Source organism: Streptomyces litchfieldiae, assembly GCF_031845365.1.
Taxonomy (GTDB): Bacteria; Actinomycetota; Actinomycetes; order Streptomycetales; family Streptomycetaceae; genus Streptomyces; species Streptomyces litchfieldiae.
Genome location: NZ_JAVREL010000012.1, coordinates 153601 through 174959, shown reverse-complemented (window position 1 = coordinate 174959; position 21359 = coordinate 153601). Strand labels below are relative to the sequence as shown.

Annotated in this window: 18 protein-coding genes and 3 tRNA genes; 10 read left to right on the top strand and 11 right to left on the bottom strand. The window is 71.2% G+C overall.

Annotated features, from left to right (window positions below):
- Nucleotides 1–48: 48 nt before the first annotated feature.
- Together mgrA and RM590_RS20955 are read right to left on the bottom strand one after the other, a co-directional pair.
- Complete coding sequence (gene mgrA / locus RM590_RS20960; RefSeq protein WP_311706183.1) at nt 49–1041, bottom strand: L-glyceraldehyde 3-phosphate reductase; 993 nt, start codon at nt 1039–1041, stop codon at nt 49–51.
- Nucleotides 1042–1166: 125 nt separating this feature from the next.
- Nucleotides 1167–2693, bottom strand: a complete 1527-nt coding sequence (locus RM590_RS20955) for an alpha-N-arabinofuranosidase (RefSeq protein WP_311706182.1) — start codon at nt 2691–2693, stop codon at nt 1167–1169.
- Between the two features lie 97 nt (nt 2694–2790).
- Between RM590_RS20955 and RM590_RS20950 the strand changes: the two genes are divergently transcribed.
- The 3 genes from RM590_RS20950 to RM590_RS20940 all read left to right on the top strand — a co-directional run bounded on the left by RM590_RS20950 (nt 2791) and on the right by RM590_RS20940 (nt 4187).
- The gene (locus RM590_RS20950; protein ID WP_311706181.1) at nt 2791–3801 is read left to right on the top strand and encodes a LacI family DNA-binding transcriptional regulator; all 1011 of its coding nucleotides are present in this window, start codon (nt 2791–2793) and stop codon (nt 3799–3801) included.
- Between the two features lie 233 nt (nt 3802–4034).
- A tRNA-Asp gene (locus RM590_RS20945) sits at nt 4035–4109 on the top strand.
- Between the two features lie 4 nt (nt 4110–4113).
- Nucleotides 4114–4187, top strand: a tRNA-Phe gene (locus RM590_RS20940).
- A 78-nt stretch (nt 4188–4265) separates the two neighbouring features.
- Here RM590_RS20940 and RM590_RS20935 read toward each other — a convergent pair.
- Nucleotides 4266–5261, bottom strand: a complete 996-nt coding sequence (locus RM590_RS20935) for an ABC-2 transporter permease (protein ID WP_394813919.1) — start codon at nt 5259–5261, stop codon at nt 4266–4268.
- 71 nt (nt 5262–5332) lie between these two features.
- On the opposite strand from RM590_RS20935, the gene hrpA reads away from it, so the two are divergent.
- Entirely contained in the window at nt 5333–9250 is a 3918-nt protein-coding gene (gene hrpA, locus RM590_RS20930) for an ATP-dependent RNA helicase HrpA (protein ID WP_311706179.1), read from the top strand.
- A gap of 66 nt (nt 9251–9316) precedes the next feature.
- Nucleotides 9317–9391, top strand: a tRNA-Asp gene (locus RM590_RS20925).
- 329 nt (nt 9392–9720) lie between these two features.
- On the opposite strand, the gene bldC is transcribed toward RM590_RS20925, so the two are convergent.
- Together bldC and RM590_RS20915 are read right to left on the bottom strand one after the other, a co-directional pair.
- Nucleotides 9721–9927, bottom strand: a complete 207-nt coding sequence (gene bldC, locus RM590_RS20920) for a developmental transcriptional regulator BldC (RefSeq protein WP_019431930.1) — start codon at nt 9925–9927, stop codon at nt 9721–9723.
- Between the two features lie 435 nt (nt 9928–10362).
- Nucleotides 10363–11205, bottom strand: a complete 843-nt coding sequence (locus RM590_RS20915) for a hypothetical protein (protein ID WP_311706178.1) — start codon at nt 11203–11205, stop codon at nt 10363–10365.
- A 121-nt stretch (nt 11206–11326) separates the two neighbouring features.
- Between RM590_RS20915 and RM590_RS20910 the strand changes: the two genes are divergently transcribed.
- Together RM590_RS20910 and RM590_RS20905 are read left to right on the top strand one after the other, a co-directional pair.
- Nucleotides 11327–12520 (top strand): Leu/Phe/Val dehydrogenase, encoded by a 1194-nt coding sequence (locus RM590_RS20910; protein WP_311706177.1) that lies wholly within the window; start codon nt 11327–11329, stop codon nt 12518–12520.
- 246 nt (nt 12521–12766) lie between these two features.
- The gene (locus RM590_RS20905) at nt 12767–13033 is read left to right on the top strand and encodes a DUF3073 domain-containing protein (protein ID WP_311706176.1); all 267 of its coding nucleotides are present in this window, start codon (nt 12767–12769) and stop codon (nt 13031–13033) included.
- An 87-nt stretch (nt 13034–13120) separates the two neighbouring features.
- Here RM590_RS20905 and purM read toward each other — a convergent pair whose 3' ends face one another.
- From purM to RM590_RS20890, 3 genes are all read right to left on the bottom strand, one after another.
- On the bottom strand, nt 13121–14200 hold the full coding sequence (gene purM / locus RM590_RS20900) for a phosphoribosylformylglycinamidine cyclo-ligase (protein ID WP_311706175.1): 1080 nt from the start codon (nt 14198–14200) through the stop codon (nt 13121–13123).
- Between the two features lie 21 nt (nt 14201–14221).
- A complete protein-coding gene (purF, locus tag RM590_RS20895) occupies nt 14222–15766 on the bottom strand; it encodes an amidophosphoribosyltransferase (RefSeq protein WP_311706174.1) in 1545 nt (514 codons plus the stop codon).
- A 78-nt stretch (nt 15767–15844) separates the two neighbouring features.
- A complete protein-coding gene (locus tag RM590_RS20890) occupies nt 15845–16651 on the bottom strand; it encodes a sterol carrier family protein (protein WP_311706173.1) in 807 nt (268 codons plus the stop codon).
- Nucleotides 16652–16765: 114 nt separating this feature from the next.
- On the opposite strand from RM590_RS20890, the gene RM590_RS20885 reads away from it, so the two are divergent.
- The 3 genes from RM590_RS20885 to RM590_RS20875 are packed head-to-tail and all read left to right on the top strand — an operon-like array spanning nt 16766 to nt 18070.
- A complete protein-coding gene (locus RM590_RS20885) occupies nt 16766–17218 on the top strand; it encodes a YbhB/YbcL family Raf kinase inhibitor-like protein (RefSeq protein WP_311706172.1) in 453 nt (150 codons plus the stop codon).
- A 14-nt stretch (nt 17219–17232) separates the two neighbouring features.
- Nucleotides 17233–17550: a DUF2795 domain-containing protein gene (locus RM590_RS20880; protein WP_311706171.1), complete on the top strand. Its 318-nt coding sequence runs from the start codon at nt 17233–17235 to the stop codon at nt 17548–17550.
- 10 nt (nt 17551–17560) lie between these two features.
- Nucleotides 17561–18070: a hypothetical protein gene (locus RM590_RS20875; protein ID WP_311706170.1), complete on the top strand. Its 510-nt coding sequence runs from the start codon at nt 17561–17563 to the stop codon at nt 18068–18070.
- Between the two features lie 13 nt (nt 18071–18083).
- On the opposite strand, the gene purL is transcribed toward RM590_RS20875, so the two are convergent.
- The 3 genes from purL to purS are packed head-to-tail and all read right to left on the bottom strand — an operon-like array spanning nt 18084 to nt 21321.
- A complete protein-coding gene (gene purL / locus RM590_RS20870) occupies nt 18084–20396 on the bottom strand; it encodes a phosphoribosylformylglycinamidine synthase subunit PurL (protein WP_311706169.1) in 2313 nt (770 codons plus the stop codon).
- Nucleotides 20396–21073: a phosphoribosylformylglycinamidine synthase subunit PurQ gene (purQ, locus tag RM590_RS20865; RefSeq protein ID WP_311706168.1), complete on the bottom strand. Its 678-nt coding sequence runs from the start codon at nt 21071–21073 to the stop codon at nt 20396–20398. Before purQ ends, purL begins: the two co-directional genes overlap by 1 nt.
- Nucleotides 21070–21321 carry a phosphoribosylformylglycinamidine synthase subunit PurS gene (purS, locus tag RM590_RS20860; protein ID WP_311706167.1) on the bottom strand — a complete coding sequence of 84 codons (252 nt, stop codon included), beginning with the start codon at nt 21319–21321 and terminating at the stop codon, nt 21070–21072. The genes purQ and purS overlap by 4 nt, the downstream gene beginning before the upstream one ends.
- Between the last annotated feature and the right edge of the window lie 38 nt (nt 21322–21359).

Below are 21359 nucleotides of genomic sequence, written 5' to 3'. Positions count from 1 at the left end.
GGTCGCGCGCGGGTCTGACAGTGGCGCGCGACCGCCCCGGGCCACGGACTACCGCGCGAGGATCGACTCGATCTCGGCCAGCTCCTCGTCGGCGAAGTCCAGGTTCGCCGCCGAACCCACGCTGTCCTCAAGCTGCTTGACGCTGCTGGCACCGACCAGCGCCGAGGTGACCCGCCCGCCGCGCAGCACCCAGGCGATGGCGAGCTGGGCCAGGGTCTGCCCACGCCGCCGGGCGATCTCGTTGAGCGCCCGGACCGTGCCAACGGTCCGCTCGACGTCGTCCGCGTTCAGGAACGGGCTGTCCCCGGCGGCGCGCGAGCCCGCCGGGATGCCGTTCAGATAGCGGTCGGTGAGCAGGCCCTGGGCGAGCGGGGAGAACGCGATCGAGCCCGCGCCCACCTCGTCCAGGGCGTCCAGCAGGCCGTCCTCGACCCAGCGGTTGACCATCGAGTACGACGGCTGGTGGATCAGCAGCGGGGTGCCCAGCTCGCGCAGGATGCGAGCGGCCTCGCGGGTCTGCCCGGGCGAGTAGTTGGAGATGCCGGCGTACAGCGCCTTGCCCTGCCGGACGGCCGCGTCCAGCGCGCCCATCGTCTCCTCCAGCGGAGTGTCCGGGTCGGGGCGGTGGTGGTAGAAGATGTCGACGTGGTCCAGGCCCAGTCGGCCCAGGCTCTGATCGAGGCTGGACAGTAGGTACTTGCGCGAACCCCACTCGCCGTAGGGCCCGTTCCACATGCGGTAGCCGGCCTTGGTCGAGACGATGATCTCGTCCCGGTAGGGGCGGAAGTCCTGGGCGAATATCCGCCCGAAGTTCCGCTCGGCGGCGCCGGGCGGCGGCCCGTAGTTGTTGGCCAGGTCGAAGTGCGTCACGCCGAGGTCGAACGCGCGGCGCAGGATCGCGCGCTGCCCCTCCAGCGGGTTGGCATCGCCGAAGTTGTGCCACAGGCCCAGCGAAACGGCCGGCAGCCGCAGCCCGGACCGCCCGCTGCGGCGGTAGGGCATCACGTCGTCGTAGCGGCTCTCGGAGGCGGCGTAGGTCACGGTTCTCCCTCGGGGGATACGGGTCCGCGTCTGCGAACCGCCGCATCCTGGCACAGGCGTTATGACGTCACAACCGGAAATTGTCCGGGCGGCCGCGCCGGCCGCCCGGACCGTTCTTTCGCAGGTCAGACCAGCGGCGCCTCGATCGTGACGAACGAGTGCGGCGGCAGCGACACCCGCAAGCCGTTCGCGACCGGCTCGACGCCCGTGAAGGGGCGCGGCGCGACCGTGTCGGGGGCGTCGCCCGTGTTGTGGGCGTTCGTCCGGTCGGCCGTCAGGACGCGGGCGGTCGGCTCGCCGATGGACCGGCCCCGCAGGTCCAGCGTCAGCGTGGCCGGGTCCTCGGCATCCAGGTTGGTCAGCGAGATCAGCACGGTGTCGTCCCGGACGCTGGCCGACGCGGACAGCGTGCGCAGCTCCGTGTCGCCCACGGTGCGGCGCGCGCCCTCGGCGCGCAGGTGGACGGCGAGCGACGCCGCGTCCTGGTGCCGCTTGTTCATCTCGAAGACGTGATAGGTCGGGGTCAGGATCAGTCGTTCCTGCTCATCCGTGAGCACCATCGCCTGGAGAACGTTCACGGTCTGGGCGATGTTCGCCATGAACAGCCGGTCGGCGTGCTTGTGGAAGATATCGAAGTGCAGGCTGGCCACCAGCGCGTCGCGCAGCGCGTTCTGCTGGTGCAGGAAGCCGGGGTTGGTGCCGGGCTCGACATTCCACCAGGTGCCCCACTCGTCCAGGACGAGGCCGACCTTCTTCTCCGGGTCGTAGCAGTCCATCACGGCGGAGTGGCCGCTGATCAGCCGGTCCACGCGCTGGGCGCTGACCAGGGTGCGGTAGTAGTCCTCGGTGCTGAACTCGGTCGCGCTGCCCTTGTCCTCCCAGGTGCCGGCGATCGTGTAGTAGTGGAAGGACACGCCCTGGAAGAAGTTCTTCGGGGTGGCCTCGCAGCCGAAGCAACTGATCTGCTTCATCAGCGTCTCGGTCCACGCGTAGTCCCCGTCGGCGGCGCCCGCCGCGATGCGGTACAGCTTGTTGTCCCCGTGATCGCGGCAGTAAGTGGCGTACTGCCGGGCCAGATCGGCATAGTGCTCGGCGCGCATGTTGCCGCCGCAGCCCCAGGTCTCGTTGCCCAGCCCCCAGAACGGCACTCGCCACGGCTCCTCGCGGCCGTTCTCCTTGCGCTGCCGCACCATCGGGCTGTCCCCGGACCGGGTCAGGTACTCGACCCACTCGCTCATTTCCTGAACGGTTCCGCTGCCGACGTTTCCGCTGATGTACGGGTCGGCGCCCAGCAGTTCGCACAGGGCCATGAACTCGTGCGTGCCGAAGTGGTTGTTCTCCTCGACATTGCCCCAGTGGGTGTTGACCATGCGCGGGCGCCGCTCGCGCGGGCCGATCCCGTCCTTCCAGTGGTACTCGTCGGCGAAACAGCCGCCGGGCCAGCGCAGGTTGGGAATGTCCAGCGCGCGCAGCGCCTCGACGATGTCCAGGCGTATCCCGCCCTCGTTGGGCACCGGCGAGTCCTCGCCGACCCAGAAGCCGCCATAGATGCAGCGCCCCAGGTGCTCGGCGAAATGACCGTAGAGATGGCGGCTGATGGTCGGCCCCTCGATATCGAGGTTGATGACCGCGGTGCCGAGCTGTTCCGGCATGGTGATGATCTCTCCTTGTGTATGGAAGGGGTTACCGGCTGCCGCCGGAAATCCGGTGGAACGGAATGCGTCGGCACCACCGGTGGATAATCGGCCCATGGTGACGATGAGCGAGGTCGCGAAGGCCGCCGGGGTTTCGGTGATGACCGTGTCCAACGTCATCAACGGCCACCGCTATGTGAGCGACGCCACCCGGGACCGCGTGCTGGCGGCCGTCGACCGCCTCGGCTACCGGGTCAACGTCGCCGCCCGCAGCCTGCGGTCCGGCAGCACCGGCATCATCGGCCTGGCCGTGCCCGACATCGACACGCCCTACTTCGGGCAGCTCGCGTCGCTCCTGATCGAGCGCGCCGCCCGGCTCGGCTACCAGGTCGTCGTCGAACAGACCGGCGCCACCCGGGAGAACGAGCTCGGCGCCCTGGCGCACTCGCGGGTGCGCCGCTACGACGGGCTGATCCTGAGCACCGTCGAGCTCGGCGACGAGGACGCCGACCAGCTCCGCTCCGACCTCCCCGTGGTGGCCCTCGGGGAACGCCTCAGCGGCGGGCACGCCGTCGACCACGTGGCGATGGCCAACGTCGAGGGCGCCCGGGACGCCACCCGCCACCTCATCGAGCGCGGCTGCCGCCGCATCGCCGCCTTCGGCGCCCAGCCGGGCCCCGAGGTGAACGCCAACAGCCTGCGCACGGCCGGCTACCACGAGGCACTGACAGACGCCGGGCTGGACCCGAGCCCCGAGCTGGCGGTGCCCTGCGCGTTCTCCATGGCCGGCGGCGCCGCGGCGGCCCGTTCGCTGCTGGCGGGGGGCATCCCGTTCGACGGCGCGGTCTGCTTCACGGACACCGTGGCGATCGGCGCGCTGCGCGCGCTCGCCGACCACGGGGTCGCGGTCCCGGACGAGGTCAAGGTCATCGGATTCGACGACGTGGAGCAGGGCCGGTACACGGTGCCGTCGCTCTCCACGATCGCCCCCGGCCACTCCGAGATGGTGGACGCGGCGCTGCGCATGCTCGGCGACCGCATCGCCGGACGCCGGGGCGAGGACGAGCACGAGATGTTCACCGGCCCGCACCAACTGGTGATCCGGCAGTCCACGGGCGGCCCCTGACCAGCCAGGACACCACCGCCCCCCGCGTTCGCCCACCGGTCCTCACCGCTCCCTCACCGGCTACTCTTGTATCGATAAAAGAACGTCGCACCAGCCCCCCGGCGCTGTCAATATCCCTGCGGACCCGACCGCCGACCCCCCTCGAACAATGCGATTCGGCGGGCCCCCGCACCGTGATACGCTGCTTCAGCGACAACGGCCCGGGTCAAGGCGCCGAAGGTTCGCACAAGCCAGGTCCTGTGGAGCAGTTTGGAGTGCTCGCCACCCTGTCAAGGTGGAGGCCGCGGGTTCAAATCCCGTCAGGACCGCTCTGGCTGGGTAGCTCAGTTGGTACGAGCGTCCGCCTGAAAAGCGGAAGGTCGCCGGTTCGACCCCGGCCCCAGCCACCTTCTTTCGAAGCAGTGACGGCAAGCCCCGGCGGAATCGTTCCCGTGCGGGGCTCTTCTGCGTCTCCGCGCCGTCTCTCACCGGCCGCCGGGGTGGCGGTGGCGCCAGATCGCGAAGACCGTGCAGGACAGGGCGGCCCAGCCGATCAGCACCACATAGGGCTGGGCGTGCGGATGGCCGGGGAAGTAGATGGCCGTGTGCTGGGCGTTCACCGAGGCGCCCGGCGGCAGCCAGCGGCCGATCGCGCCCAGCAGCGACGGGAGCAGCGGCCAGGACACCGCGCCGCCCGAGGACGGGTTGCCGAGCATCACCATCAGGCCCCAGGTCGGCAGGATCGCCCAACGTCCGACCAGGGTGTTGAACATGGTGAAGATCATCCCCGAGGCGAACATCGTCAGCGACAGAATCGTCCACGACGCCAGGAACGGCAGCCGCACCGCGTCCAGCACCCAGCCCACCACCAGCACGATGGCCAGGCCGCCCAGCAGCGCGTAGGCCGCGGTGGCCAGCGTCCGTTCCAGCGGGTTCAGGGCGGCGGCCTGGGCGCTCAACTGGACGGCGCCGAGGAAGCCGATGATCACGGCGGCGATGGAGATGTAGAACAGGGCCAGCCCCCGGGGGTCGCCGGGGTGGAGCGGCTTGAGGTCGGTGATCCGCAGATCGGTTCCGGCGGCGCGGGCGGCGGCGCGCGCGTCGCCGGTGAGCAGTTCGGCGACGGAGGCGCCGGCGGCGCTGGCGATGTCGAGCTCCGCGGCGCCGTTCCGGGTGCGCAGGATCGCGAACACCCGCTGCGCCTCCACGGCGTCCACAGCCTGTGGATAGTCCGGGTAATGGCGCGTATCGAGGGAGGCGGACAGCCGCCCGCGCAGCGCGTGGAGGAACGCCTCGTCGGGGGTGCCCACGACGGCGACAGGCAGATGGCGCGGCGTCGGCTTCGCCATCGCGTACGTGTAGGAGCCGGCGAAGAAGCCGGCCGCGGCGGCGGCGATCAGCACGATCACGGCGGCGGGCAGATAGGGGGACCGCCGGAAGGCCCGCCAGTGTCCACTCACTCGCCCACCATATGTGGACATAACACGCACAACACGCCCAGCCGGATAACGGCTCGCCGCCCCCGGTGGTGAGGTGAGACGCTTGGGTGCGTATGTCTACACACCCCTCCCCTGTATCGGACCTCGCCGAGCGCCTGCCCGGCTTGATGCTGCGCGACCAGCGGCGGCTCGGCCGGCGCCTCGACGGGGCCCGCCGCATCCGCAAGCCGGCCACGCAGTCCGCCGTGCTCGCGGAGATCGCCGAGGCCATCGAGGCCGCCGAGCTCCGCGTCGAGGCGCGCCGGTCCGTGGTGCCCAGGATCACGTATCCCGAGCAGTTGCCGGTCAGCCAGAAGAAGGACGCGATCCTGGAGGCGATACGCGATCACCAAGTGGTGATCGTCGCCGGGGAGACGGGCTCGGGCAAGACGACCCAGATCCCCAAGATCTGTCTGGAGCTGGGGCGCGGGGTGCGGGGCCTGATCGGCCACACCCAGCCGCGCCGGATCGCGGCGCGCACGGTGGCCCAGCGGGTGGCGGACGAACTGGGCGGCCCGCTCGGCGGCGTGGTCGGCTACAAGGTGCGCTTCACCGACCAGGCCGGGGACGACACCCTGGTCAAGCTGATGACGGACGGCATCCTGCTGGCGGAGATCCAGCACGACCGGGAGCTGCGCCAGTACGACACGATCATCATCGACGAGGCGCACGAGCGCAGCCTCAACATCGACTTCCTGCTGGGCTATCTCGCCCAGTTGCTGCCCCGCCGCCCGGACCTGAAGGTCGTCATCACCTCGGCGACCATCGACCCGGAGCGTTTCGCCCGCCACTTCCGGGACGGGCAGGGGCGGCCCGCCCCGATCATCGAGGTCTCCGGCCGCACCTACCCGGTGGAGGTGCGTTACCGGCCGCTGCTGGAGGAGGACGGCGAGGCGCCGGACCGGGACCAGATCACGGCGATCTGCGACGCGGTGGACGAGCTCCAGGCCGAGGGGCCGGGCGACATCCTGGTGTTCCTCTCCGGCGAGCGCGAGATCCGGGACACGGCGGACGCGCTGGAGAAGCGGAAGCTGCGGATGACGGAGGTGCTGCCGCTGTACGCGCGGCTGTCGCACGCCGAGCAGCAGCGGGTGTTCCAGGCGCATCCGGGCCGCCGGGTGGTCCTGGCGACGAACGTGGCCGAGACGTCGCTGACCGTTCCCGGCATCAAGTACGTGATCGATCCGGGCACGGCCCGCATCTCCCGATACAGCCACCGCACGAAGGTGCAGCGGCTGCCGATCGAGCCGGTGTCGCAGGCCAGCGCAAACCAGCGCAAGGGCCGCTGCGGCCGCACCAGCGACGGCATCTGCGTCCGGCTGTACTCGGAGGAGGACTTCCTCTCCCGGCCGGAGTTCACGGACGCGGAGATCCTGCGCACCAACCTGGCGTCGGTCATCCTCCAGATGAACGCGGCGGGGCTGGGCGAGATCGAGCGCTTTCCGTTCATCGACGCGCCGGACCACCGGTCGATCAAGGCGGGCGTGCAGTTGCTGGAGGAGCTGGGCGCGCTGGCCGGGGCGCGGCTGACCGACATGGGCCGCAAGCTGGCGCAGCTTCCGGTGGACCCGCGGCTGGCGCGGATGATCATGGAGGCCGACCGCAACGGCTGTGCCCGCGAGGTGATGGTGATCGCCGCGGCGCTGTCGATCCAGGACCCGCGCGAACGGCCCTCGGACAAGCAGCAGCAGGCGGACGCCAAGCACGCGCGGTTCCGGGAGGGGCCGGCCGAGGAGTCGGACTTCCTGGCGTTCCTGGCCCTGTGGACCTATGTGCGCGAGCAGCAACGGGCGCTGTCGTCCTCGGCGTTCCGGCGCATGTGCAAGACGGAGTTCCTCAACTACCTGCGGATACGCGAGTGGCAGGACATCTATGCCCAGCTCCGCTCGGTGGCGCGTTCGCTGGGCATCGAGCTGTCCGACCAGAAGGCGGATCCGACGCGGATCCATCAGTCGCTGCTGGCCGGGCTGTTGTCGCACATCGGGCTGAAGGACACCGAGAAGCACGAGTATCTGGGCGCGCGGGGCGCGAAGTTCGCGATCTTCCCGGGCTCGGCGCTGTTCAAGAAGCCGCCGCGCTGGGTGATGTCGGCGGAGCTGGTGGAGACGTCGCGGCTGTGGGCGCGGGTCAACGGGCGGATCGAGCCGGAGTGGATCGAGCCGCTGGCCGGGCATCTGGTGAAGCGCACCTACAGCGAGCCGCACTGGGAGCAGAAGCAGGCGGCGGTGATGGCGTACGAGCGGGTGACGCTCTACGGAGTGCCAATCGTGGCCCAGCGCAAGGTGAATTATGGCCGGATCGATGCGGAGACCTCGCGGGATCTCTTCATCCGGCACGCGCTCGTCGAGGGCGACTGGCGCACCCGGCACCAGTTCTTCCACGACAACAGGAAGCTGCTGGCCGAGGTCGAGGAGCTGGAGCACCGGGCCCGGCGGCGCGACATCCTGGTGGACGACGAGACGCTGTACGACTTCTACGACCAGCGCGTTCCGGAACACATCGTGTCCGGCGCCCACTTCGACTCCTGGTGGAAGAAGAAGCGCCAGGAGGAGCCGGACCTGCTCAACTTCGAGAAGTCCATGCTCATCAACGAGCAGGCGGAGGGCGTCACCAAGGCCGACTACCCGGACACCTGGGGTCAGGGGCGGCTGTCGTTCCCGGTCACGTACCAGTTCGAGCCGGGGGCGGACGCGGACGGCGTGACGGTGCACGTGCCGCTCCAGGTGCTGAACCAGGTCACGGCGGACGGGTTCGACTGGCAGATCCCGGGGCTGCGCGAGCAGTTGGTGACCGAGCTGATCCGGGCCCTGCCCAAGCCCGTGCGGCGGCACTGCGTTCCCGCGCCGAACTTCGCGCGGCGCTTCCTGGCCGAGACGCCGGAGCCGACGTCCGAGCCGCTGCGGGTGGCGCTGGCGCGCGGCCTGACGCGGATGACGGGCATCCGGGTGGCCGCGGAGGACTTCGACATGGAGCGGATCCCCGGGCATCTGCGGATCACGTTCCGGGTGGTGGACGAGCGCCGGCGGAAGCTGTCCGGGGACGCGGAGGACAAGGACCTGGAGGCGCTGCGGCAGCGGCTGCGGCCGAAGGCCCGGGAGGCGCTGGACCGGGCGTTCACCGCCACGGCCTCCGGGCTGACGGCGTGGACGATCGGAACGCTGCCACGCACGTTCGAGACGCGGCGCGGCGGGCAGCCGGTGAAGGCGTACCCGGCGCTGGTGGACGAGGGCACATCGGTCGCGGTGCGGCTGTTCGACAGCGAGGCGGAGCAGCGGGCGGCGATACGGCTGGGCACCCGGCGGCTGATCCTGCTCAACTTGCCGTCGGATCCCGGGAAGTTCGCTCAGCGGCAACTCGACAACGCGGCGAAGCTGACGCTGGCGAGCACCCCGCACGGCAGCGTGCCGGCGCTGCTGGAGGACTGTGTGACCGCGGCGGCCGACCAGTTGATCGCGGCGCACGGCGGGCCCGTGTGGGACCAGGAGGGCTTCACCAAGCTGTTCGACGCGGTGCGGACGGACATCGTCGATCTGACGCTGCGGATCGTGCGGCAGGTGCGGGAGGTGCTGACCGCCTGGCAGGCGTGCGAACGGCGGCTGGCGACGGTCACCAGCCCGGTGCTGCGCCCGGCGCGCGAGGACGTGCGCGCCCAGCTCGACGCGCTCGTGGGTCCGGGCTTCGTCACCGCGCACGGCGCGCGGCGGCTGCCCGATCTGCTGCGCTATCTGACGGCGGCGGACCGACGGTTGCAGCAGCTTCCGCATCAAGTGGAGAAGGACCGCGCCCGGATGGCGAAGATCCACGAGATGCGGGACGAGTACGCGTGGCTGCTGGAGCAGTTCCCGCCCGGCCGGCCGGTGCCGCCGGGGGCCGGGGAGATCCGCTGGCTGATCGAGGAGCTGCGGGTGAGCTACTTCGCCCACGCGCTGGGCACGTCCCAACCGGTCTCCGACAAGCGGATTCTCAAGGCCATCGACGCGCTGGTGCCCTAGGTGAACAGGGGGTTGGCGGATTGGCCTGGTGGGCGGGCGCTGGGGTAGAGTCTCGCTCGCACACTTGGTCCTGTGGAGCAGTTTGGAGTGCTCGCCACCCTGTCAAGGTGGAGGCCGCGGGTTCAAATCCCGTCAGGACCGCGCTCCGTCAGCCCGGATCCCCCACAAGGGGATCCGGGCTTTCCTGTGTGGGTAGGAAGAGAGTGACCTTGCCCACTACCGCAAGATCATCGGGGCAGGCAAGGCACGGGAGGTGTGACGGGAGTCACGGAACTTGATAGCGCGCTGAGCTCGTTCGACCCCGTAGAGACACCCGCCAATTTAATATGTGCAATTGCACGGGCCCCCGGACCGCGTTCGGGACACAAAGAGATCGCGCCGGACCCGGCGGAGTCCGACGCGATCTGAAGCCAAGCGGGCCGGGGTGGGGGCCCCGGAGCCTGGATTGTCGTGCGATTGTGCTGCGTTGCTCAGGCCTCGCCACGCTGCTGCGGGATGCCCGCGAGCAGTGCGCGCACCTCCGCTTCACGGTAGCGGCGGTGCCCACCGAGCGTGCGGATAGACGTGAGCTTGCCCGCCTTTGCCCAGCGTGTGACCGTTTTCGGGTCAACGCGGAACATCGTGGCAACCTCAGCCGGGGTCAGCAGCGGCTCGGCATCAGGGGTGCGAGCGGTCATGAGCGGCCTCCTCGGGAGAACCGAACCATCACGGTTCTTTCCTCTAAATTCTGCACCTTGACCCGCGTTGCCCGAAATGGCAGACGGGGGTCGAGTCGGTTATAGGACGAACGGCTTGTCCTCGGCACTACAACTACACCATCCGTCCAGCCGGGTCGGCCAAACCGATGGAATTGCCCTCTCAGGTGTTCAACCTCGGCGGAAGCCGACTGGACCATGCCATAGCGGACAGTCACGCGACCGTAACGATCCGTCACTCCGTGATGACTCGTCATCAGCCCCGCCAAGCAGCGCAATACCGATCTATCCCCCCTTGGCCGGACGGATAGAAGGAGCCCCTCCGAGCTCCTTGTCCTATTTTGACACGAGGAGACTACTTCTTGGCAAGAGTTCCTTACAGTGCCATCCATCACGCTTGGGGCTTTAGTCCCTTGATCAGTTGGCGAACTGGCGCTCCCTGATCGACATCCAGCGGTCGGTCAGCTCCTCGTAGAGCCTGCCCGCCCGCTCGACGTCGCCCGCGGCGAGCGCCGCGAGACCCTCGGTCACCTCGGCCACCGAGCGATCTTCCGCCAACTGGTCTTCCGGAATCGTATAGATCAATCCCCCGTAGTCCAGTTCGACAAGTGAGCGGGGGTGGAATTCCTCCAGCCACCGCCCCACGTCCGTCAGCGCCTCCCCCAGCGGCCCGTGCGGCATCGCCTCCCGGACCGCGCGCAGCCCCCGGGCCACCCGGCGCCGCGCCTGGACCATCGGCGCCCGGTAGATCAGGCTGGGCCCCGCGTCCCCGGCCGGCCCGTCCCCGGCCTTGCGCAGGATCCGTTCCTCGTCCGAGAAGAGCGCGAACCATCTCACCGGCACATGCCACAGCGCCGAACGGATCCAGGGCCGGGCGTCCGGATTCCGCTCCCGCCACGCGGCGTACTCGTCCGCCGCCCGCCGCCGCACCCCCGGCGGCAGCGCCGCGTCCAGCACCGACTCCGGCATCAGCCAGTGCCCCACCTCCGCCAGCGCCTGCCACGAGCGCAGCCGCGTCCGCCAGGGACACACGCACAGCACGCCGTCCACCCAGGCCACGAACGCGTCCGCGCTCTCCCGGGCGGGGGCCACCCGCGGCGGCACGGACAGCAGCCCCGCCAGCGCCCCGGCCACCTCGTCCTGCGCGGTGGGCAGCCGCTCGCGCCGGGCGTACTCGGCCCAGTGCGCACGCTCCGGCTCCGGGAATGCCGCGAGCGGCTCGTACACCCGCAGATACGCCGCGTACGGCACTTTCGGCACTCGACCCTCCCACTCCCGGACCACCCCGGACGCCGGCACCGGCGGTGCCACGCCCGATCGTCTCAGGGTGCCGAACCCGCGGCACCCCACCGCCCGCAATCGCCGTAGTCTCATCCCAACAATGCCCTCCCAACCCCACGGGGAGCATCCGCATCGACGTACAGGAGTCACCACCGTGACTGACGTGGGTCCCGTAGTCAGCGTCGATCACGCCGGCGAACCGGGCGTGCTCGACACCCTCTTCCGCTCCGAGCAGGGCGGCCATGAGCAGGTCGTGCTCTGCCAGGACCGGGCCACCGGCCTCAAGGCCGTGATCGCCGTCCACTCCACCGCCCTGGGCCCCGCCCTGGGCGGCACCCGTTTCCACCCCTACGCCGACGAGGCCCGGCCCGAGGAAGCCGCCCTGCGCGACGCCCTCGGCCTCGCCCGGGGCATGAGCTACAAGAACGCGCTGGCCGGCCTGGAACACGGCGGCGGCAAGGCCGTGATCATCGGCGATCCCGATCTGATCAAGACCGAGGAACTGCTGCTCGCCTACGGCCGGTTCGTGGCCGCGCTCGGCGGGCGCTATGTCACCGCCTGTGACGTGGGCACCTACGTCGCGGACATGGACGTGATCGCCCGCGCCTGCCGGTGGACCACCGGCCGCTCCCCCGAGCACGGCGGAGCCGGGGACTCCTCGGTGCTCACCGCCTTCGGCGTCTTCCAGGGCATGCGCGCCTCGGCCGCGCACCGCTGGGGCTCCCCCGACCTGGCGGGCCGCACGGTCGGCGTGGCCGGCGTCGGCAAGGTCGGCCACCTGCTGGTGGACCACCTGGTGGCGGCCGGCGCCCGCGTCGTGATCACCGACGTCCGCCCCGACGCCGTACGCCGCGTCCTGGCCGCCCACCCCGCGGTGACGGCGGTGGCGGACACCCGGGAGCTGATCACCACCGCCGGGCTGGACGTCTACGCCCCCTGCGCGCTGGGCGGCGCGCTGAACGACACCACCGTGCCGCTGCTCACCGCGGGCGTGGTCTGCGGGGCCGCCAACAACCAGCTCGCCCACCCCGGCGTGGAGAAGGACCTGGCCGACCGTGGCGTCCTCTACGCCCCGGACTACGTGGTGAACTCGGGCGGCGTGATCCAGGTCGCCGACGAGCTGAACGGTTTCGACTTCGCACGTGCGAAGGCAAAGGCGGCGGGGATCTACGACACCACGCGGCAGATCTTCGAGCGGGCGGACACCGAGGGAGTGCCCCCGGCGGTCGCCGCGGACCGGATCGCGGAGCACCGGATGGCGCAGGCGGCGGGCGCTGAACGCGCGTTTACGTAAGACATGTCACCCCCCTCGGGCGAGTCGCGCGGCGAAAGAAGGTAAAATCGCCGTTGACCAGCAAAGAGAGGTCCATCGGGTGGCGTGCGCGCGCCCCGGTCCTGCGGACGGCGTACCGTAGGCTCGCGGAAGCAGGTACGGTTGAAGGCCGATGGATCGGGCTCTCGTCCGAGGGCTCGCTCTCAATCATGAACGGATGTCAACACTCCGGGGCCGTTGCGCCCCGTCGTTGAGGGGGTCGAGCCAATGGGGCGCGGCCGGGCCAAGGCCAAGCAGACGAAGGTCGCCCGCCAGCTGAAGTACAACAGCGGCCGGACGGACCTTTCTCGCCTGGCCGAAGAGCTGGGTGCATCACCGACGCCGGACCAGCCGCCGAACGGCGAGCGGTTCGAAGACGACGATGATCTGGACGACGACCTGTACGCACGGTACGCGGAGATGTACAACGACGAGGAGGACGACGATGACGGAGAGCCGTCGTCCGACGCCTCCTCGAAACGGCGCGGCGCCTGACACGCATCTCTGACAGACGAGACAGACTCCGACCCGGTCCGGCTTCGCCGGACCGGGTTCAGTCCTGGGTGGGCCCGCACGGACGCCTCAGGCCGCATAGTCTCCGGTGAGGCCGGCGCCGCCGCCCGGCAGTCCGGGCCCGGCCTCGGCGATCTCGCCCGCCACCCAGGCGGGCAGATTCCGCTCGGCCAGCAGGGCCAGCGCCGGCGCCACGGAGTCCTGGGGCACGACGGCGACCATGCCGACCCCCATGTTGAGCGTCCGCTCCAGCTCCTCGCGCTCCACGCGTCCCACGCTCCCCACGGCGTCGAAGACCGGCGGCGGGGTCCAGCTCTCGCGCCGCACCCGGGCGTGCAGGCCGTCGGGGACGACCCGGGCCAGGTTGCCGGCCAGGCCGCCGCCCGTGACGTGCGCGAAGGCGTGCACCTCGACGGCCTCGGCGAGCGCCAGGCAGTCCAGGGAGTAGATGCGGGTGGGGTGGAGCAGCTCCTCGCCCAGCGTCCGGCCGAAGTCGGCCACGTCCCGGTCCAGCGCCCAGCCGGCCCGGTCGAAGAACACGTGGCGCACCAGTGAGTACCCATTGGAGTGAAGGCCCGAGGCGGCCATCGCGAGGACCGCGTCGCCGGGCCGGACGCGGTCGGCGCCCAGCACCCGGTCGGCCTCGACCACCCCGGTGGCGGCACCGGCCACGTCGTACTCGTCGGGCTCCAGCAGCCCGGGGTGCTCGGCGGTCTCGCCGCCGACCAGCGCGCAGCCGGCCAGCACACAGCCCTCGGCGATGCCCTTGACGATCGCGGCGACCCGTTCGGGATAGACCTTGCCTGCGCAAATGTAATCGGTCATGAACAGCGGCTCGGCGCCGCAGACCACGAGGTCGTCCACGACCATGGCCACCAGGTCCTGGCCGATGGTGTCGTGGACGTCCATCCGCTGGGCGATGGCGACCTTGGTGCCGACGCCGTCGGTGGCCGAGGCGAGCAGCGGGCGGCGGTAACGGGTGAGGGCGGAGGCGTCGAAGAGCCCGGCGAAGCCGCCGAGGCCGCCCACGCTCTCCGGCCGCTGGGCCTTGGCGACCCATTCCTTCATCAGCGTCACGGCGGTCTCGCCCGCCTCGATGTCGACGCCCGCCGCCGCGTAGCTGGCGCCGGGCGGCGTGTTCTCGGTCATGGGGAATCTCTCGCGTCGGTGTTACGGGCGGCGCAGCGCGTCGGCCGCGCCCGGGCCGGTCGTCAGCAGGGCCCGGGGGGACTCCCCCTCCGGCCGCTGCTCCAGCACGTCCTTGCCGAGGACCGCCGGGTCCGGCAGCTCCATCGGGTACACGCCGTCGAAGCAGGCGCGGCAGAGCTTGGTCTTCGGCAGCGTGGTGGCCTCGATCATCGAGTCCAGGGAGATGTAGGCCAGCGAGTCGGCGCCGAGGGAGGTGCCTATCTCCGCCACGGACAGGCCGTTGGCGATGAGCTCGGCGCGGGTGGCGAAATCTATGCCGAAGAAGCAGGGCCACTTGATGGGCGGCGAGCTGATCCTGACGTGCACCTCGGCGGCGCCCGCCTCGCGGAGCATGCGGACCAGGGCGCGCTGGGTGTTGCCCCGGACGATGGAGTCGTCGACGACGACCAGGCGCTTGCCCCGGATGACTTCCTTGAGCGGATTGAGCTTGAGCCGGATGCCGAGCTGCCGGATGGTCTGGCTGGGCTGGATGAACGTCCGGCCCACATAGGCGTTCTTCACCAGGCCGGAGCCGTAGGGGATGCCGCTGGCCTCCGCGTATCCGATGGCGGCCGGCGTCCCGGACTCCGGCGTGGGTATCACCAGATCGGCCTCGACCGGAGCCTCGGCCGCCAGCCGGCGGCCCATCTCCACCCGCGAGAGGTAAACGTTCCGCCCGGAGATGTCCGTGTCCGGCCGGGCCAGATAGACGTACTCGAAGACACAGGTCCGCTGCTTTGCTTCGGCGAACCGTGTGGAGCGCAGCCCGGCCTCGTCCACCGCGATCATCTCGCCGGGCTCGATCTCGCGGACGAGCGAGGCGCCGACGATGTCCAGGGCGGCGGTCTCGGAGGCGACCACCCAGCCGCGCTCCAGCCGGCCGAGGACCAGCGGGCGGATGCCCTGCGGGTCGCGGGCCGCGTAGAGCGTGCCCTCGTCCATGAACACGAAGCTGAACGCGCCCCGCACCCGGGGCAGCACCAGGGGCGCGGCCTCCTCGACGGTCAGCGGGGTGCCGTCGTCGCCGCGCTGCCCGGCGAGCAGCGCGGTGACCAGGTCGGTGTCGTTGGTCGCGGCGACGCGGTGGCGCGGGCCCCGGCCGCCGGGCAGGGTGGCGACGAGCTCGGCGAGCTCGGCGGTGTTGACCAGGTTCCCGTTGTGGCCGAGGGCGATCGAGCCGTGGCCGGTGGCGCGGAAGGTCGGCTGGGCGTTCTCCCAGGTGGACGCGCCGGTCGTCGAGTACCGGGCGTGGCCCACGGCGATATGGCCGCGCAGGGAGCCGAGAGAGGTTTCGTCGAAGACCTGGGAGACCAGGCCCATGTCCTTGAAGACCAGGATCTTCGAGCCGTCGCTCACAGCGATGCCCGCGGACTCCTGTCCGCGGTGCTGGAGTGCGTAGAGCCCGAAGAAGGTGAGCCTCGCGACCTCCTCGCCCGGGGCCCAGACACCGAAGACGCCGCACGCGTCCTTCGGGCCCTGCTCACCGGGGTCAAGGTCGTGGCTGAGTCGTCCGTCACCACGTGGCACGACACCGAGTCTAGGCCAGGTCCCCGGGGCGGAGAGAACCCCTGATGGTGAGACATGCCCCATACCGACCGGATGCGGTCAGCCGAGCACGGGCAGTTCCGCCGCGAGGGCGCCGACCCGCTCGCCGCTCGCCCGCAGCCGCCCGGTGGCCGTGACCGCCGCCCAGGTGGTGCGCCCGGTGGCCAGCCGCAGCCAGGTGACCGGGTCGGTCTCCACCACGTTGGGCGGGGTGCCGCGGGTGTGCCGCGGCCCGGGCAGGCACTGCACGGCGGCGAACGGCGGGACGCGCACCTCGGTGGAGGCGCCGGGCGCCTTGGCGGCGAGGGCGTCGGCCAGCACCCGGACCGTGGTGGCCAGGGCGTGCCGGTCCATCCGCACCGGGCGGCCGGTGGCGCGCGTCAGGTCGTCGCTGTGCACGGTCAGCTCGACGACGCGGGTCACCGTGAAGTCCAGCGCCCGCATCGCGCCGAACCGGTGCGGCAGCAGCACGTCCTCCCGGACCGCCGTCTCCAGCACCGCCTCCAGCTCCTCGGCGGCGGCGTCGATCGCGGCCACCGGGTCGGGCATGGCCGCGGCGTCCGCCCGGGTCCTCTCGTCCAGGTCGCCGGCGACGCCGGCGGTGGACACCGCCCAGTCGTTCAGGTCGACCGCCGCGCGGGTCACGGGCGGCGCCGGCTCGGCCAGCAGCCGCGGCAACGCGTCCATCTGGCCCGCGACATGGGCCAGCAGCGTGTGCACGTCCCAGCCCGGCAGCCCGGACGCCGCCGTTCGCTGGTCCTCCGTCAGCTCCCGCGCGGCCAGCCGTACGAACTCCACCTGCGCGAGGAGCGCGTCGCGGACCCGGTCGGGGTGGTGGGCGCGGGGCTTGCGCCGGACGGCAGACATAGCACGGAGCTTACGACGATCGACGGCCGGGGGCAGGAGCCCGGGGGGCACCGGCGCGCGGGCCGCCGGGCGGGACGGCTGAATGGGTCGGGCCGCGCCGGGTACTCCGGCGGCATGGCTGGAATCCGACTACAGAGCAGCGCATTCAACGATCACGCGCCCATCCCCGGGCGCTACGCCAAGGACGGCGACAACGTCTCGCCACCGCTGAGCTGGTCGCGTCCCCCGAGCGGCACGCGGGAGCTGGTGCTGCTGTGCGAGGACCCGGACGCGCCGTCGGGCACGTTCGTGCACTGGCTGGTCACGGACATCGATCCGAACAGTGACGGCGTGGACACGGGCAGGCCGCCGCCCGGCGGCAACCCGCACACCAACGGCTTCGGCGACCGGGGCTGGGACGGACCGCAGCCCCCGGTGGGCGACCCGGCGCACCGGTACTTCTTCCACCTGTACGCGCTCCCCGAGCACGTTCCCGTCCCGGAGGGCGCCTCGGCGGCGGAGGTGCACCGGCTGCTGGACCGCCGGCAGCTCGCCAGCGGCACCCTGATGGGGCTGCACCAGCGTTGAGGAGGTGGTGCCGCATGGCGCCGACCGATGTGAACGAGATCCTGCACGCCGTGAAGGACGTGGACTTCCCCGCCGACCGGGACGAGCTGGTCCAGGAGGCGAAGCGGGCCGGGGCCTCCGAGCCCGCGGTGAAGGCCCTGCGCGGCATCCCGCCGGAGAGCTACGCCAACCGCGCCGAGGTGGCGCGTTCCGTGCGGCTGCCCGCGGACGCCGACATGGACCTCAGCCCGGCACAGCGCGCCCAGCAGGCCCGCAAGGGCGGCCGGCGCGGACAGGCGGAGCGGCTGCGGGACGTGCGCAAGCCCCCCGTCGACGAGGAACTCGACCGATAGGAGACGTCGCATGACGAGCAAGAAGATGGAGGGCAACGTCGAGCAGCGGCGGCGCGCCGCGCTGGACGCGGAACGCGCCGGCGAGCGCCCCAGCGCGCGCGGCGCCACCACCGGCGCCTCCAAGCAGCGCACGCACCGGCCGTCCCGCTCCTCGCTCACCCACGAGGAGAAGACCGACCCGATCCACCGCGGCAAGCAGCGCCGGGAGGCCGAGGAGCGGGCCGAGGCCCGCGGGCAGCCCCCGCCGGCGCCGCCGACGGAGCCGAAGTTCCCCGGGCGCGGCAGGCCCGGTTACGGACCCGAGCACGAGCGGGTCTTCGAGGCGCTCGGCGTCGCGGAGCGGCGGCACGGCGGCGAGGGGGTGTACGCCACCGAGATCGCGCGCACGGCCAAGCTGCCCGACGAGCAGACCCGCCTGCTGCTGCGCGACCTGGTGGCCGTGCACGGCCTCGTCACCGAGCTCCAGGGCACGGACAGCCCGGACCTGGGCGCGCGGTACGAGACCAAGCCGCGGCGTTGAGCCGCTGTGCCCGTTAACCGAAGAGTCCCGGGAGCGTCCGCTCATGGGCCTCGCGGAGCTCGGCGAGCGGGATCGTGAACTGGCCCTGGAGTTCGATCGCTTCGCCGTCCACCACGCCGACGCGGGCGGCCGGCAGGCCGCGCGCCGCGCACATGTCCGTGAAGCGGACCTCCTCGCTGCGCGGCACCGCGACGATCGCGCGGCCGGCCGACTCGGAGAAGAGGAACGTGAACGGGCTCAGGCCGTCGGGAACGACCAGCCGCGCGCCCGTCCCGCCCCGCAGGCACGACTCGGCCACGGCCTGGATCAGGCCGCCGTCGGACAGGTCGTGGGCCGCGTCGATCATGCCGTCCCGGGAGGCGGCGATCAGGATCTCGGCCAGCAGCCGCTCCCGCTCCAGGTCGACCCGGGGCGGCAGCCCGCCGAGGTGGCCGTGGATCACCTGCGACCAGGCCGAGCCGCCGAACTCCTCGGCGGTGTCGCCCAGCAGGTAGATCAACTGCCCCTCGGTGCGGAACGCGATCGGCGTGCGGCGCGTGACATCGTCGATGACGCCGAGCACGCCGACCACCGGAGTCGGGTGGATCGCGGTGTCGCCGGTCTGGTTGTAGAGGGAGACGTTCCCGCCGGTGACCGGGGTGCCGAGCGTCCGGCAGGCGTCGGCCAGCCCGCGGGTGGCCTCGGCGAACTGCCACATGACGGCCGGGTCCTCGGGCGAGCCGAAGTTCAGGCAGTCGGTGACGGCGAGCGGGCGGGCGCCGGTGGCGGCCACGTTCCGGTAGGACTCGGCGAGCGCGAGCTGCGCGCCGGTGTACGGGTCGAGCTTGGCGTACCGGCCGTTGCCGTCGGTGGCGATGGCGACGCCGAGGTTGGTCTCCTCGTCGACGCGGATCATGCCGCCGTCCTCGGGCTGGGCCAGCACGGTGTTGCCCAGGACGTACCGGTCGTACTGGTCGGTGATCCAGGACTTGGCGGCCTGGTTGGGCGAGGCGGCCAGCCTCAGCACCTGCGCGCGCAGCTCGTCCGGGCCGGCCGGGCGGGGCAGCCGGGCCGGGTCGTCGGCCTGGAGCGCGTCCTGCCAGCCGGGGCGGGCGAACGGCCGCTCGTAGACCGGCCCTTCATGGGCGACGGTGCGCGGCGGCACGTCCACGATCTGCTCGCCGTGCCAGAAGATCTCCAGCCGGTCGCCGTCGGTGACCTCGCCGATGACCGTCGCGATGACGTCCCACTTGGCGCAGATCTCCAGGAAACGGTCCACCTTGTCCGGCTCGACGACGGCGCACATCCGCTCCTGCGACTCGCTCATCAGGATCTCCTCGGGGGAGAGCGAGGAGTCGCGCAGGGGAACGGTGTCCAGGTCGACCCGCATGCCGCCGGAGCCGGCCGAGGCCAGCTCGGAGGTGGCGCAGGACAGGCCCGCGCCGCCCAGGTCCTGGATGCCGGCGACCAGCTTCTCGGCGAAGACCTCCAGGGTGCACTCGATGAGCAGCTTCTCCTGGAACGGGTCGCCCACCTGGACCGCGGGCCGCTTGGCCGGGCGAAACGGCTCGTGGCGCGCAGCGCCTCCGGTGGGGGTGGAGGTGGGCGACGGGGGGGCAAAGGTCTCGGAGGCCAGCACGGAGACGCCGCCGATGCCGTCGCCGCCGGTGCGGGCGCCGTAGAGGATGACCTTGTTGCCCGTGCCGGACGCCTTGGCCAGATGGATGTCCTCGTGCCGCATCACGCCCACGCACAGGGCGTTGACCAGGGGGTTCCCCTGGTAGCAGGGGTCGAAGACGACCTCGCCGCCGATGTTGGGCAGGCCGAGGCAGTTCCCGTAGCCGCCGATGCCGGCGACGACGCCGGGCAGCACGCGGCGGGTGTCGGGGTGGTCGGCGGCGCCGAAGCGCAGCGGGTCCATCACGGCGACCGGGCGGGCGCCCATCGCGAGGATGTCGCGCACGATGCCGCCGATGCCGGTGGCCGCGCCCTGGTAGGGCTCGATGTACGAGGGGTGGTTGTGCGACTCGACCTTGAACGTGACGGCGTAGCCCTGGCCGACGTCCACGACGCCCGCGTTCTCGCCGATACCGACGAGCAGGGCGTCGCTGGCCGGGGCCTTCTCGCCGAACTGCCGCAGATGGACCTTGCTGGACTTGTAGGAGCAGTGCTCGGACCACATCACCGAGTACATGGCGAGCTCGGCGCCGGTCGGGCGGCGGCCGAGGATGGTCCGGATGCGCTCGTACTCGTCCTGCTTCAGGCCCAGTTCGGCCCAGGGCTGGGCGGCGTCGGGGGTCTCCCCGGCGTGCTTGACGGTGTCGAGGTGGGAGTGCGGTGCGGGCATCAGGCGTCGACCAGCTTCTTGAGAACCGAGGTGAAGAACGGCACGCCGTCGGCGGTCGGGCCGGTCAGGGCCTCGATGGCGTGCTCCGGGTGCGGCATCAGGCCGACGACGTTCCCCGCCGGGTTGCAGATGCCGGCGATGTCGCGGCGGGAACCGTTCGGGTTGCGCTCCAGGTAGCGGAACACCACCCGGCCCTCGGCCTCCAGCTCGTCCAGGGTGCGCTCGTCCGCGACGTAACCGCCCTCGCCGTTCTTCAGGGGGATGGTGATCTCCTGGCCGGCGGTGTAGTCGGCGGTCCAGGCGGTCGTCACGTTCTCCACGCGGAGCCGCTGGTCCCGGCAGACGAAGTGCAGGTGGTCGTTCCTCGTGAGCGCGCCGGGCAGCAGGTGTGATTCACACAGCACCTGGAAGCCATTGCAGATGCCAAGAACGGGGAGACCGGACCGGGCCTGCTCGATGATCGTTTCCATCACGGGTGAGAAACGGGCGATCGCGCCACAGCGGAGATAGTCGCCATAGGAGAATCCGCCGGGCAGGATCACGGCGTCCACCTGGCGCAGATCTTTGTCCCCGTGCCAGAGCGCGACGGGCTCTGCGCCGACGAGCTTTACCGCGCGTTGTGCGTCTCGTTCGTCGAGTGAGCCGGGAAATGTGACGACTCCCACACGAGTGGTCACGACACCTCCTCCACCCGTACGTCGAAGTCCTCGATCACGGTGTTGGCGAGAAAGGTCCTGGCCATCTCCCGGACGCGGTCGAGGACGGTGTCGTCGACCGGTCCGGCCAGCTCCAGTTCGAAGCGCTTGCCTTGGCGGACGTCCACGACGCCGTCGAAGCCCAGCCGGGGCAGTGCGCGCTGCACCGCCTGGCCCTGGGGGTCGAGGATCTCCGGCTTGAGCATGACGTCGACTACGACGCGAGCCACTGGTACTCCCGGTGGTGGTGCGGTGGTGTTGTTGCTTG